This window comes from Litoreibacter roseus (assembly GCF_009811795.1).
GTDB lineage: Bacteria > Pseudomonadota > Alphaproteobacteria > Rhodobacterales > Rhodobacteraceae > Litoreibacter > Litoreibacter roseus.
In genome coordinates this window covers 164,558-177,462 of the sequence record NZ_BLJE01000004.1, presented here as the reverse complement: position 1 = coordinate 177,462, position 12,905 = coordinate 164,558, and the positions used below count along the sequence as shown (strand labels likewise).

The following is a 12,905-nucleotide window of genomic DNA, read 5'->3' as shown; positions in this document are numbered from 1 at the left end:
ATATGTCCGATTTTGCCGGGTGTCCCGGTCGTTGTATGAGGCTTGCCCTAGTGCGGGAACGGCCACAATCTCAGCTTCTCCTTCGCCAGACGCCACAGCTGCGCCAGCCCGTGGGGCTCAAGGATCAGGAACATGATGATCAAACCACCGGCGACGATGAAATTCAAATGCGCCGCCAGATCAGTGGGCCAGCCCAGACCGCCCACAAAGATATTCTTCAACAGCACCGGCAGCAGCACCATGAAGGCCGCGCCCGCGAAAGACCCGAAGATCGAACCCAGCCCGCCGATGATGATCATGAAGAGCACAAGGAACGACTTGTCGATCCCGAAGCTCTCGCCGACCTCCGCCGCGCCCAGATAGACCGCGAAGAACAGCGCCCCCGCGATCCCCACGAAAAAGCCCGACACCATGAACGCCGTCAGCTTCGCCTTCAGCGGGTTCACCCCGATGATCTCGGCGGCAATGTCCATATCGCGAATGGCCATCCACGTTCGCCCGATGGTGCCTCGCGTCAGGTTCCGCGCGATCACCGCGCAGATCGTCACGAAGATCAGACAGACCAGATATTTGGCCCAGGCTTCCGTGTTGGGACCCGTGACCACGATGCCAAAGACCGAGCGTTCGGGCGCACTGATTTGCCCCGAGGCCGAGTAATTGTAAAACCACGGCACCTTGTTGAAGAGCCACACGAGGAAGAACTGAGCCGCCAGCGTCGCCACCGCCAGATAGAAGCCCTTGATCCGCAGGCTCGGCAATCCGAACAGCGTCACGACCGCCGCGGTGATCCCGCCCGCCAGCATCACGTGGATCAGGATCGAAACCTCGGGAAAGGCCGTCATCAGCTTGTAGCAGGAATAGGCCCCCACAGCCATGAACCCGCCCGTCCCCAGCGAGACCTGCCCGCAATAACCCGTCAGAATGTTCAGCCCGATCGCCGCGATGGAATAGATCAAAAACGGCACGAACACCGCGTTCGCCCAGTAGTCATTCATCACGAAAGGCAGCACCAGAAAGGCAATCGCCAGAACCACATAGTACCGATACCGGTCAAACTTGATCGGAAAGGTCTGACTGTCCTGCGGATAGGTCGTGCTGAAATCACCGGCTTCACGATAGAACATCTACGATACCCCTTCTTTTATTGGCGATAGAACAAGCAATAACGCCGCTGACGGTATCGCGAATAAGAGAGTTCCGTAAAAAACCTGTTCCTGCAGTTTGCCACCGAGGCTAGGGGTCACAATAAGCCCGATGAAAAGCATAGAAATCGACCATGCAATCTCAAGAGAACGCTGAGTGACAGAGGTCTTAATGTTGGACCTGTATCGACGGATTTTCGACCAACCCAGATAGATCCCAGCCAGTGCGAAGACGGCCAACATTACAGCGGCAACCATCATCATCTCATTGCCCACACTTGCGTTTTCCAGAAAAACGGCGACGCAAGCAAAGATCCAAAACGCAAGTGACACCATGCCGAGAACGACAAATACGTTTTTTAGGAGATGAAGCGTCACGTCTCAAACCCGCTCAATGATCTTCTCCCCAAACAGGCCTTGCGGGCGGAAGACCAGAAACAGAAGCGCCAGCACGTAGGCGAACCAGTTCTCCGTCGCGCCGCCGACCATGGGGCCGATGAAGAACTCGAACAGCTTCTCGCCCACGCCGATGATCAATCCACCCACGATGGCGCCCGGAATCGACGTGAACCCACCCAGCATCAAGACCGGCAGCGCCTTGAGGGCGATCAGTGACAGCGAGAACTGCACGCCGGACTTTGCGCCCCACATGATGCCCGCCACCAACGCGACGAAGCCCGCGATGGACCAGACCAGCACCCAGATGAAGTTCAGCGAAATCCCCACGCTCAGCGCCGCCTGATGGTCGTCGGCCACGGCCCGCAAGGCACGGCCTTGCTTGGTGTATTGGGAAAATGCGATCAGCACCGCCACCAGAATAATCGCCACAATCGTCGCTGCGATATCCAGCCGGTCAATGAAGAAACCGAAGAAACCCTCGCCGCCCAACCATGCCGTGTTGTCCTCGACCCAAAGGCTGGCGCCCTGCGGCAACCCGATGTCCAGCGTCTTGATGTCGGACCCCCACATCAGATCGCCCACTCCTTCAAGGAAATAGGCCAGACCGATGGTCGCCATGAACAGAATAATCGGCTCCTGATTGACCAGATGTCGGAAGATGAACCGCTGCACGAGCCACGCAAACAGCACCATAACCGCCATCGTCATCAGAATCGCGAGCAGGGCCGGAACGTGCCAGCCAAAATGGTGAATGTCCGTCCCGAAGATCGCGTTGATCAGGTGCGAAAACGGCACCTGCCCTTCCATGATCCCCACCAGCGTCAGCGCCGCGAACAGGGCCATAACCCCTTGGGCGTAGTTGAAGATGCCCGACGCCTTGAAGATCAAAACAAAGCCCAGCGCGACCAGCGCATAAAGAACCCCCGCCATCAAACCGTTGAGCGTGACTTCTATCGCAAAAAGAAGCTGATCAGGCATAAGGTGCGTGACCTTTCGTGCTGAGGTGGTGGGGGTGAGATAGCTGCAGACAGACCATCCCGATTACCGGTGCGGATCGTGAGAAGACGGCGCAGTCAGCTTTCATAATCAGTCTCCGAAATGCCGTAAACCACGACGCGCGGGGCATCGGTGATCAACCGGACGAACCGCAGCTTCGGCTCACGCCAGACCGTGCTGTGGTAAGCTGGCCCCAGAACCGATCCCGCGACCTCGTCATAGCGCTCGGCCTCAATCTGCACCTGCAGCCACGCATCAGCGGCCCGCTGGTCTGCGGCATCCGCTGCCGCGCCGCGTCCGACGACCATGCATCCGGAATAGGCGCGATCAGACGGCGCGATGACCATCAGCTCAAGCTCTGCCGCTGGAAAGGTATAGACCGCGTTGGCATCGGCCGTCTGTGCAAAGCCCTCGCCAAGCTGACCAAAGATCGTGGCCGCCCCCTTGGTCAGTCCAGACAAATCCGGGCGTTCGACCGCCTCGAACGGGGCAAGACAGCGCTGCTCGAACTCCGACCATGCGCCTGCAACAGCACCAGAGGTCGTCAAAAGCATCGCGCAGAACAGTCCGACGGAAGTCCGATAGAAGTCCGACGATAGTCCGAAAGTGGTTTTTCGCGTGTTTTCAATCATGTGCGACCCCCAGATAGGCGTCGATCACTTCCTGATTGTTGCGCACCTCATCCGGCGTTCCGTCACCGATCTTCTTGCCGTAATCCATGACGACCACTCGGTCGCTGAGGTCCATGACAACGCCCATGTCATGTTCGATCAGTGCGATGGTCGTCCCGAACTCGTCGTTCACATCAAGGATAAAGCGGCTCATGTCCTCTTTTTCCTCGACATTCATGCCCGCCATCGGCTCATCCAGCAGCAAGAGCTTTGGCTCCGCCGCCAAGGCCCGTGCCAGCTCGACCCGCTTTTTCAACCCATAGGGCAACCGGCCCACGGGTGTTTTCCGGATTGTCTGGATCTCCAGAAAATCAATAATTTTTTCAACAACTTCCCGGTTCTGGGTTTCTTCCCGCTCGGCCTTCCCAAGCCACAAGGCCTGCGCGAACATGCCGGATTTCATATGCGTCAGCCGACCAGTCATGATGTTGTCGAGAACGCTCATCCCCTCGAAAAGCGCGATATTCTGGAAGGTGCGCGCGATCCCTTGCTGGGCCACCTGATAGGGCTTCATCGGCGGGCGCTTTTTGCCGCGGAACCAGACCTCGCCCTCTTGCGGATTGTAGAACCCGCTGACCACGTTGAGCATCGAGGATTTCCCCGCCCCGTTCGGCCCGATGATGGCGCGGATCTCCCCTTCGTGAATGTCGAAAGAGATATCCTTGATCGCCACCACACCGCCAAACCGCAGCGTGATATTTTTCATTTCCATCAAGGTGTTGCCGATCTTGCGACCGTCCGCCGTGGTGTAGTTCCCGCCGCTCATATCGTTCATTCGGCGGCCTCCAGCGTCTTGGCTTCAACTGCGACTGTCTTGGCATCTCGTATCTCAAGAGTCGCCTTGATTTTGCCCTTCCGACCGTCCTCGTAGGTGACTTCCGTCTCGGTGTATTGCTCGGTTGATCCGTCGTAGAGGGCCGTGATCAGATCATCAAATTTCTCTTCAATGATCCGGCGGCGCACTTTCTGGGTCCGGGTCAACTCACCGTCATCAGCGTCAAGCTGTTTGTGGAGCACCAGAAACCGGTGCACCTGACACCCTGCAAGCATCGGATCTTCGGCAACGGACTGGTTCACATCCTCCACATGGCCCTGAATGATCTCCAGAACCTTCGGGTGACCCGCAAGCTCTTGATAGGACGAGTAGGCGATGTTGTTTCGCTCGGCCCAGTTGCCCACGGCGGTCAGGTCTATGTTGATGAAAGCGGTACATTTTTCCCTTCCGTTTCCGAAGACCACTGCCTCCAGAATATTGGGGAAAAACTTGAGTTTGTTCTCGACATATTTCGGCGCAAACAGTGCGCCATCGGCCATTTTGCCAACGTCCTTGGCCCGGTCGATGATCCTCAAATGGCCGCTATCTTCTTCGATGAAGCCTGCGTCCCCCGTGGCAACCCAGCCTTCGCTGTCCTTTGTGCTGGCCGTGCTTTCATCATTCTTGAAGTATCGCACAAACACGCCGGGTGAGCGGTAAAACACCTCGCCGTTTTCGGCGATTTTCAACTCCACGCCCGGTGAGGGAACACCCACCGTATCGGACCGCACCTCGCCATCAGGCTGCTGCGTGATAAAGACCGACGCTTCGGTCTGACCATAGAGCTGTTTTAGGTTGATGCCTAAAGAGCGATAGAAATCAAAGATTTCCGGCCCGATCGCCTCACCGGCAGTATACCCCACCCGGACACGCGAAAACCCAAGCGTATTCTTGAGCGGCCCATAGACCAGCAGATCACCCAGCTTGTATTTCAACCTGTCGCCGAAACTGACGGATTTCCCGTCAAGGATATCGGGTCCCACCTTCTTGGCGTGATCCATGAAGTGCCGGAACATCCACTGTTTGAAACGCCCGGCATCCTCCATCCGGATCATCACCTGCGTGAGTTGAGTTTCGAACACCCGTGGCGGGGCAAAATAGTAAGTCGGGCCGATCTCACGCAGATCCGTGTGCATCGTTTCGGGACTTTCGGGGCAGTTGACACAGAACCCGGTCCAGTAGGCCTGCCCGATCGAGAAGATAAAATCACCAACCCAAGCCATTGGAAGATAGGCCAGAATTTCGTCGCCCGGTTCGAGATGGTCAAACTCTGCCGAATTCTTGGACGTCTCGATGATATTCCTGTTGGACAATACGACGCCCTTGGGCCGCCCCGTCGTACCGGAGGTGTAGAGCATGACGCAGGTGTCATCATAGCCCTGCGCATCCTGCCGCCGCTTCAGCTCTGCTGGATCGCCTTGGTCTCTGCCGCGGGCCTGTATTTCGTCGAAGCGGCTCAGGTGGGAGTGATCGTATTTTCGCAGACCCCGAGGATCGAGGTAGACCATATGCTCCAACCCCGGAAGCTGATCCATCACCTCGATGACCTTGTCGACCTGTTCTTGGTCTTGAGCAACGACAAAGCGCGCGCTGCAATGATCAAGCACGTAGGCGATTTCTTCCGCGACCGCATCTTGGTAGAGTGGGACTGGCACCGCACCGCATTTCTGCGCAGCCACCATTGACCAATAAAGATATGGCCTGTTGCGTCCAATGATGGCGATGTGATCGCCTTCTTTCACACCAAGTGTGAGCAGGCCAAGGGCAAGTGTTTCTATCTCAGCTGCGGCTTCGGACCATGTCCAGCTTTGCCAGATACCGAATTCTTTTTCACGATAGGCAGACTTATCGCCAAACTCAGCGACGTTTCGCGCCAGAAGACGCGGCATCGTATCCGTCCCAGCCGAGGCTGTTGTGGGTATCGCCAAATTTTCCTCCCGAGCCGGTTGTCCAGCTTCCGAACTTAAGTTCGTGTTGAACCATATAGTGCGGCTCGATTAGCGGAGGTCAAATGATTTTTATGAACAAGCGTTCAAATAATAGGTGTGAATTATTGTCCTATTCTGCAGTGACCTGCGCATCGATCTTTTCGACTTTTACGGCTGCGAACTTGAACTCCGGAATTTTTCCGTAAGGATCAACCGCTGGATTGGTCAGGATGTTCGCGGCCGCCTCCACATAAGCGAATGGGACGAAAACCATGTCAGGGGCAATCGCCCGGTCCGCCCTGGCCATGATCTCAATGCTTCCGCGCCGGGTGCTCAGGCGTAGCATATCACCCGGGTTCACCCCTAGCCTCCGCAGCGTCGCGGGGTGCAATGAACAGTTCGCTTCAGGCTCAAGCTGATCCAGAACAGTCGCGCGGCGAGTCATTGACCCGGTGTGCCAATGCTCAAGCTGGCGTCCTGTCGTCAAAATCATCGGATAATCTGCGTCAGGCGTCTCGTCAGGCGCGATCACATTTGCTGGCGTGAACTTCGCCCGACCCTCAGGCCGCGGGAACCCCTCGCCAAACACGATGGCCTGACCGGGATCCTCTAGCGAGAGCGAGGGATAGGTCACCGCATTCTCGCTCTGTAGCCGTGCCCATGTGATATTGTCGAGGCTCGCCATCGTCTGCTTCATCTCTGCGAAAACCTCCGACGGGTCGGTATACGTCCAAGGCAAACCGATGCGTTTCGCCAGTTCGACCTCAATCCACCAGTCTTCTTTTGCATCGCCCGGTGGAGGCACAGCAGGCCGCCCCATCTGGACCTGACGGTTCGTGTTCGTAACTGTGCCCCATTTCTCTGCGAAGGCAGAGGCTGGTAGGATCACGTCGGCAAAGTTCGCGGTCTCCGTCAGAAAGATGTCTTGAACTACGAGATGATCGAGTTTTGCCAAGGCATCCCGTGCATGGTCTACATCCGGGTCACTCATCGCGGGGTTCTCACCCAAAACATACATCGCCCTGATATCGCCTGCATGCACGGCGTCGAGGATTTCCGTGACTGTCAGACCTTTTTCCGCGCTGAAGTCATCACTGCTCCAGACCTCGGTAAATTTCTCTCGGATGTCGGGATCGGTGACGCTTTGGTAGTCTGGAAGGAACATTGGAATAAGACCGGCGTCTGACGCACCTTGGACGTTGTTCTGACCGCGAAGGGGATGCAGACCGGTGCCGGGGCGACCGACCTGACCCGTCATTAGTGCCAGAGAGATCAGACACCGGGAATTATCAGTCCCGTGAATATGCTGGCTGACGCCCATACCCCAAAAAATCATCGCGGATTGGGCGCCCGCAAACGTATGAGCGACATCGCGCAGGGTCTCGGCGTCGATACCGCAGATGTCAGCCATCTTCTCAGGGGCAAAATCTTTCAGATGATGTTTCTCGGCGTCCCAGTTCTCGGTATAGGCGTCGATGTATTGCTGATCGTACAGCGCATCTTCAACGATCACATGCATGATCGCATTCAGCATCGAGACATCGGCTCCGGGCCGGAATTGCAGCATATGTGAAGCGTGACGCTTGAGCGCCTGACCCCGCGGGTCCATCACGATCAGCTTGCCACCTCGTTTGGCGAACTGCTTGAAATATGACGCTGCGACCGGATGGTTTTCCACCGGATTCGCACCGATGACGATGGCGACATCGGCATTCTCAATCTCGTTGAACGTGGCAGTGACCGCGCCGGAACCGACATTTTCCATCAGAGCCGCAACAGAGGACGCGTGGCAAAGCCGCGTGCAGTGATCGACATTGTTGTGCCCGAACCCCTGACGGATCAGCTTCTGGAACAGGTAAGCCTCTTCGTTTGTGCATTTGGCACTACCGAACCCTGCGACCTCTCGACCTCGCCCTTTTAAGCCACGGGCCGCGGCGTCCAACGCCTCGTCCCATGTGGCCTCCCGGAAATGCGTGGCCAGATTTGCGGGATCGACGTTCAAGCCCTTCGCAGGTGCATCATCCCGGCGGATCAGCGGTTTGGTCAGACGGTGGGGGTGGTGGATGTAATCGAACCCGAAGCGGCCTTTGACGCACAGCCGCCCCTCGTTGGCGGGACCGTTGATCCCCTCGACATACCTGATCTTTCCGTCCTTGACCTTGAGCGAGACTTGGCAGCCCACACCGCAGAATGGACAGATGCTTTCAGTCTCTGTGTCGAAATCCCGACTGTCGCCTACTTGCTTGGCATCAGTCACAGTCGCGGGCATCAATGCGCCGGTCGGGCAAGCCTGCACACATTCGCCGCAAGCAACACAAGTCGACGCCCCCATTGGGTCGGCAAAGTCGAACGTCGGATAGCTGTCATGACCTCGACCGGCCATTCCGATCACATCGTTGACCTGAACGTCGCGACAGGCTCGAACACACAGACCGCATTGTATACACGCATCCAGATTGACGCTCATGGCAATGTGGCTGTCATCAAGCAACGGAATGCGACCGTCTTCCAATTTCGGAAAGCGACTTTCCGGAATACTATTTGCTTCCGCCATGTCCCAAAGGTGCGCACTTTTGTCATGGGCCGCATCACGGGGCGGCTGATCTGCAAGCAGCAGCTCGACCACCATCTTGCGCGCAGTTTCTGCCCGGTTCGAATTTGTCTTGACGACCATCCCATTCGATGGCTCCCGAATGCAGGATGCCGCAAGCGTGCGCTCCCCTTCAATCTCGACCATACACGCGCGGCAATTGCCATCCGGACGATAGCCCGGCTCCGGCTTATGACACAGATGGGGGATCACCAGTCCGCGTCCGTGCGCGACCTCCCAAATGGTTTGGCCAGGCTCTGCTTCGACGGATGCGCCATCAAGCGTGAAGGTGATCGTGTCGGACATCTAAGGCTCCCTTTCATCCTAGATAACCCATTGACGACCCAATCGAAGACTTCACCCGCGACGTGACGCGCGAAATTTGCGGCAAGCTGTTTCTGATACGACCCGGCTGCATCCCATAGGGCGACGGCGCAGGCCCATTGTGAGCCTCGGTGCGTTGGCCTAGACATTCAGGAGGAGGAGCGGGATATGGTGCATCTTTGGGTTCGCGCAGAGCAGCGCGCACATGAAAAACGCGTTGGTCTGACGCCAGCGGGCGCAGCAAAACTGATCGCGCGCGGCTTCGACATCAGCGTCGAGGACAGCGCCACGCGAATCATCCCGACGGAGGGATACCGAGAAGCTGGATGCACTATCGTTGCGGAAGGCAGCTGGCCCGATGCGCCGCGCGACGCAATTATCTTCGGCCTGAAAGAACTTCCAGATGATGGCACGCCCCTTCTTCATCGCCACATCATGTTCGGTCATGCGTTCAAAGGCCAACCGGCCGGTCGCATTCTACTGGATAGATTCAAAGTAGGCGGTGGTGCGCTTTACGATCTCGAGTACTTGGTTGACGAAACAGGGCGCCGCGTGGCGGCCTTCGGCTACTGGGCAGGGTATGCAGGCGCGGCGGTGGCCTTAAAATGCTGGATGGCCCAGAAGACGGGTGGGATCGCAGGTCCGGTTGGCGATTACCCGTCGTCACCGCATTTGCTTGCCGACTTGCAGGAACAGATGGTCGGCATCGGGACCGAACGGCCAACAGCGATTGTAATCGGCGCCTTGGGTCGTGTGGGCTCCGGCGCGTCTGATCTTTGCACCGCGATGGGCGTTCCAACCACTGCCTGGGATATGACCGAGACTGCGTCCGGTGGACCATTTCCCGAGATTCTGGGCCACGACATTTTTCTCAACTGTATTCTTGCGCGGCCCGGCACACCCGTCTTCGTTCCCGCCAGCGCGAAAACGGCGCAAAGAAATCTGACGGTTATCGGGGATATCGCCTGTGACCCGGACAGCGATTTTTCCCCAATCAAGGTATACGACCGGGCAACCACATGGGATGCGCCTGCGCTGCGGGTCCATGACACGCCGCTTTTGGATGTCACCGCGATTGATAACCTCCCTTCCATGTTGCCCCTTGAAGCGTCGGAAGATTTTGCCGAGCAGTTGTTCCCCTCTCTGCTCGCTTTGGCAGAGCTGAACAACGGTGTGTGGGCGCGGGCCTACTCCATCTTCAACGACCATATCGAAAGGCTGTGAAATGACGATCCATTGGTGTGGAACAGGTCTGTCTGCCATTCCCGGGCTGCGACAGCTGATCGAGAACGGGCACGACATCACCGTCTGGAACCGAACGGTAGAGAAAGCCGAGGATGCCGTGGGCGATCTGACGGACCAGATTGAAAAATTTGACATAGATAAGCTGAATGAGACGCTTTCAGCCGGGGATGTTGTTGTGTCGATGCTTCCCGGCGACTGGCATGTCCCGCTTGCAAAGATCTGTATTGAGGCAAAGGCGCATTTTGTCAGTTCCAGCTACATCTCGCCGGAAATGCGTGCCTTGGACGAAGAGGCTGAGCTTGCCGGTGTTCGGCTGGTCAATGAGGTCGGCCTTGATCCGGGCATTGACCACATCATGGCTCATTGGCTGGTTGTGGATTACCGGGCATCGCGGGCCTATGATGTGGGCAATGGGATTTCCTTTATCTCCTACTGCGGTGGTATTCCGAAAGAACCCAACGCCTTTCGCTACAAATTCAGTTGGTCACCTCTGGGGGTTCTGAAAGCGCTCAAATCGCCGTCACGCTCCATCAAAGCCCATGCGGAACTGAACATTACACGACCGTGGGACGCGATCAGCACCTACACAGCGCCGTTGCGTCAGCCAGAAACCTTTGAAGTCTATCCCAACCGGGACTCCCTACCATTCGTGGAAGAATATGGCTTTGGCAAAGGATGGAAGATCAAAGAGTTCGTGCGCGGTACGCTGCGCCTGAATGGTTGGAAAGACGCGTGGTCAAACGTTTTCGCCGAGATCGAAACGCTTGAAGGGGATGCGGGCGAGGCCCGGTTGCGAGAAATGTCGGATCAGTTCTGGGCAGACAACGCCTATGCAGACGGTGAGCCTGATCGGGTCGTGCTGTGCGTTGGTCTGAAAGCCGAAGCTGAGGGCACCCCCGTATATCACAAAACTTATGTCATGGACGCATACGGCGATGCGCGCGGGACCGCGATGGCGCGGTTGGTATCCGTCCCCGTCGCCCTGGCGGTGGAGGCTGTCATCAACCGGGAAATTCCTGTGGGCGTCACAGCTGCGCCAAGCGATCCGAAGCTTGTCAAACGCTGGTTGGAAACGGTCGACCGTCTGTCACAGTTCGAGCGCGTGGTGGATCATCTGGCCTAGCGTAGATCATCCTCTGCTGCGGTTGCGTTAATCCCAAGCGCCTCCAGTCCGTTTTCAAGATGATCTGCCAGATGGGGTGTGCCGATGAGATAGTCCGCGGTTGGGGTTGTCGCTTCCGCGTACGCCATTGAAAGGGCCTCTTTCAATTCATCCGGGCCATAGCTTTCCCGTCCGATCCACATCACCGCGACTAGGCTGGCCGCTTCATCTTCATTCAACGTATCTAGAAATGATCGCAATTCGTTTTCTGCGCGTTCCATTTCATGGGCCAGCAAGATGACTTGGGCCACCTTGTCTGTCGATATCTCGAGCATAGCAGTCCTCCGGATTTTCCCGAAGTCTCACATGGGGCTTAAGCACCTGCTCTGACCTGCATCAATTCACGAAAAAATTCGGTAATATGCCCAGTCTGGAAGGAACTGACTGGCCCGGAACATCAAACCGAACCCGAACGGAAAGCTCTTTTTGAATGCACCGCTTCTCATGTGATCAATCACATGCTGCGCCGCTTCTTCGGGTTCCATGATAAAAGGCATCTTGAAATCGTTTTTATCTGTCAGCCGCGTTTTGATGAAGCCAGGGTTTATCAGTTGCACGTCAACCCCGGTCGACCGCAGATCCGCGCGCATGCTTTCGGCCAGATACATCACACCAGCCTTACTGGCGCCGTATCCGATTGTGCCCGGTAGCCCGCGAAAGCCGGAGAGGCTGCCCGTCAGAACGATATGGCCTTTGTCCTGCTCAATCATCTTGGGCAACACAGATCCCACGACCCGCGCGGCCCCCGTAAAATTCACGTCACACATCAATGTGACCTTTTCGGTATCCCATTCATCGGACGCCATCGGCCAGTAGACGCCAGCTAAGTAGACAAGGCCATCGACATCGCCGACCTCTTTTGCCGCACGGGTCACATCGTCGGGGTCACTCACATCCACGGTGACATAAGACGACTTTCCGGGCAGCTCCTCGCAAAGTTCTTTCAGGCGGTCTTCGCTGCGGGCCGAGACCACGACCTCGACGCTGTTCTTGCTCAGCTTGTGAGCAACCGCGCGCCCCAGACCTTCGGACGCGCCAACCAGCCAATACCGCTTACCACTCAATTCACTCACGCAGCTTCCTTCCGACGCATGGTGGCTACAAGCTCCGCCACCTTGATCCCGTATTTGCGAAACTGTGAGCGGTTCATGATGGTTCCATTCTCAACGAGATACATCCAGTCAACGGTGTCGAGCACATGTCCGCCAGAGTTCTCTGGCAGCTTGATGCGGTACTTGAGTTGAACCGCTGGCCCTTTCTGGACGCCTTCCCCTGAACCGATCACGTCAGGGGCCTCGGCTTTGATCGAACCGTCGTTTCCAAGCGTCAGGATCCAATGGCGGTTCTGCGTCTCGCCGCTGTCGTAATGGAAGGTCTCTTCCATCCGTCCGACATTGCCTTCCCAAGATACGTCCATGTCCGCAACGAAACGGGATGTGACACGGCCGGTGGGACCATAGATCAAGCCTTCGCATTGGATGGGGCCCCGAAGATGTTCCCGCAAATCAAACTCGGGACCTAGGCCCGCATAGTCTTCGGGTGTCTGTGCCGGGAAAGACAGTTTGTTGGTCCAGACCAAGAACAGGGCGGACATCAGCCCCATGCCAAGCAAGGTGTAGGCGAAGATTTCCATA

12 protein-coding genes are annotated in these 12,905 nt (G+C 56.9%); 2 read left to right on the top strand and 10 right to left on the bottom strand.

Features of this window, described 5'->3' with window-relative positions:
* Positions 1 to 47 precede the first annotated feature (47 nt).
* The 7 genes from KIN_RS16920 to fdhF all read right to left on the bottom strand — a co-directional run bounded on the left by KIN_RS16920 (position 48) and on the right by fdhF (position 8,846).
* A complete protein-coding gene (locus KIN_RS16920; protein WP_159809272.1) occupies positions 48 to 1,124 on the bottom strand; it encodes a branched-chain amino acid ABC transporter permease in 1,077 nt (358 codons plus the stop codon).
* Positions 1,125 to 1,520 (bottom strand): hypothetical protein, encoded by a 396-nt coding sequence (locus tag KIN_RS16915; RefSeq protein ID WP_159809270.1) that lies wholly within the window; start codon positions 1,518 to 1,520, stop codon positions 1,125 to 1,127.
* 3 nt (positions 1,521 to 1,523) lie between these two features.
* Positions 1,524 to 2,519, bottom strand: a complete 996-nt coding sequence (locus KIN_RS16910) for a branched-chain amino acid ABC transporter permease (RefSeq protein ID WP_159809268.1) — start codon at positions 2,517 to 2,519, stop codon at positions 1,524 to 1,526.
* A 95-nt stretch (positions 2,520 to 2,614) separates the two neighbouring features.
* Positions 2,615 to 3,169, bottom strand: a complete 555-nt coding sequence (locus KIN_RS16905; protein ID WP_159809267.1) for a hypothetical protein — start codon at positions 3,167 to 3,169, stop codon at positions 2,615 to 2,617.
* Entirely contained in the window at positions 3,162 to 3,983 is an 822-nt protein-coding gene (locus tag KIN_RS16900) for an ABC transporter ATP-binding protein (protein ID WP_159809265.1), read from the bottom strand. Before KIN_RS16900 ends, KIN_RS16905 begins: the two co-directional genes overlap by 8 nt.
* Entirely contained in the window at positions 3,980 to 5,911 is a 1,932-nt protein-coding gene (locus tag KIN_RS16895) for an AMP-binding protein (protein WP_159809608.1), read from the bottom strand. Before KIN_RS16895 ends, KIN_RS16900 begins: the two co-directional genes overlap by 4 nt.
* A gap of 169 nt (positions 5,912 to 6,080) precedes the next feature.
* Positions 6,081 to 8,846, bottom strand: coding sequence for a formate dehydrogenase subunit alpha (fdhF, locus tag KIN_RS16890; RefSeq protein ID WP_159809263.1), 2,766 nt, complete (start codon positions 8,844 to 8,846; stop codon positions 6,081 to 6,083).
* Between the two features lie 186 nt (positions 8,847 to 9,032).
* On the opposite strand from fdhF, the gene KIN_RS16885 reads away from it, so the two are divergent.
* Together KIN_RS16885 and KIN_RS16880 are read left to right on the top strand one after the other, a co-directional pair.
* Positions 9,033 to 10,088 (top strand): saccharopine dehydrogenase, encoded by a 1,056-nt coding sequence (locus KIN_RS16885; RefSeq protein ID WP_159809261.1) that lies wholly within the window; start codon positions 9,033 to 9,035, stop codon positions 10,086 to 10,088.
* 1 nt (position 10,089) lies between these two features.
* Positions 10,090 to 11,232, top strand: a complete 1,143-nt coding sequence (locus tag KIN_RS16880) for a saccharopine dehydrogenase C-terminal domain-containing protein (RefSeq protein ID WP_159809259.1) — start codon at positions 10,090 to 10,092, stop codon at positions 11,230 to 11,232.
* Here KIN_RS16880 and KIN_RS16875 read toward each other — a convergent pair.
* From KIN_RS16875 to KIN_RS16865, 3 genes are all read right to left on the bottom strand, one after another.
* Positions 11,229 to 11,546 (bottom strand): DUF3775 domain-containing protein, encoded by a 318-nt coding sequence (locus KIN_RS16875; protein WP_159809257.1) that lies wholly within the window; start codon positions 11,544 to 11,546, stop codon positions 11,229 to 11,231. The genes KIN_RS16880 and KIN_RS16875 overlap by 4 nt on opposite strands.
* Positions 11,547 to 11,612: 66 nt before the next feature.
* Complete coding sequence (locus KIN_RS16870) at positions 11,613 to 12,344, bottom strand: SDR family NAD(P)-dependent oxidoreductase (protein WP_159809255.1); 732 nt, start codon at positions 12,342 to 12,344, stop codon at positions 11,613 to 11,615.
* Positions 12,341 to 12,904: a DUF3833 domain-containing protein gene (locus tag KIN_RS16865; RefSeq protein WP_159809253.1), complete on the bottom strand. Its 564-nt coding sequence runs from the start codon at positions 12,902 to 12,904 to the stop codon at positions 12,341 to 12,343. Before KIN_RS16865 ends, KIN_RS16870 begins: the two co-directional genes overlap by 4 nt.
* Position 12,905 lies beyond the last annotated feature (1 nt).

Bases quoted from the DNA above. Each gene is read 5' to 3' on its own strand.
- KIN_RS16920 (WP_159809272.1), bottom strand. From the start codon at position 1,124: ATGTTCTATCGTGAAGCCGGTGATTTCAGCACGACCTATCCGCAGGAC.
- KIN_RS16910 (WP_159809268.1), bottom strand. From the start codon at position 2,519: ATGCCTGATCAGCTTCTTTTTGCGATAGAAGTCACGCTCAACGGTTTG.
- KIN_RS16905 (WP_159809267.1), bottom strand. From the start codon at position 3,169: ATGATTGAAAACACGCGAAAAACCACTTTCGGACTATCGTCGGACTTC.
- KIN_RS16900 (WP_159809265.1), bottom strand. From the start codon at position 3,983: ATGAACGATATGAGCGGCGGGAACTACACCACGGCGGACGGTCGCAAG.
- KIN_RS16895 (WP_159809608.1), bottom strand. From the start codon at position 5,911: ATGCCGCGTCTTCTGGCGCGAAACGTCGCTGAGTTTGGCGATAAGTCT.
- fdhF (WP_159809263.1), bottom strand. From the start codon at position 8,846: ATGTCCGACACGATCACCTTCACGCTTGATGGCGCATCCGTCGAAGCA.
- KIN_RS16885 (WP_159809261.1), top strand. From the start codon at position 9,033: ATGGTGCATCTTTGGGTTCGCGCAGAGCAGCGCGCACATGAAAAACGC.
- KIN_RS16880 (WP_159809259.1), top strand. From the start codon at position 10,090: ATGACGATCCATTGGTGTGGAACAGGTCTGTCTGCCATTCCCGGGCTG.
- KIN_RS16875 (WP_159809257.1), bottom strand. From the start codon at position 11,546: ATGCTCGAGATATCGACAGACAAGGTGGCCCAAGTCATCTTGCTGGCC.
- KIN_RS16865 (WP_159809253.1), bottom strand. From the start codon at position 12,904: ATGGAAATCTTCGCCTACACCTTGCTTGGCATGGGGCTGATGTCCGCC.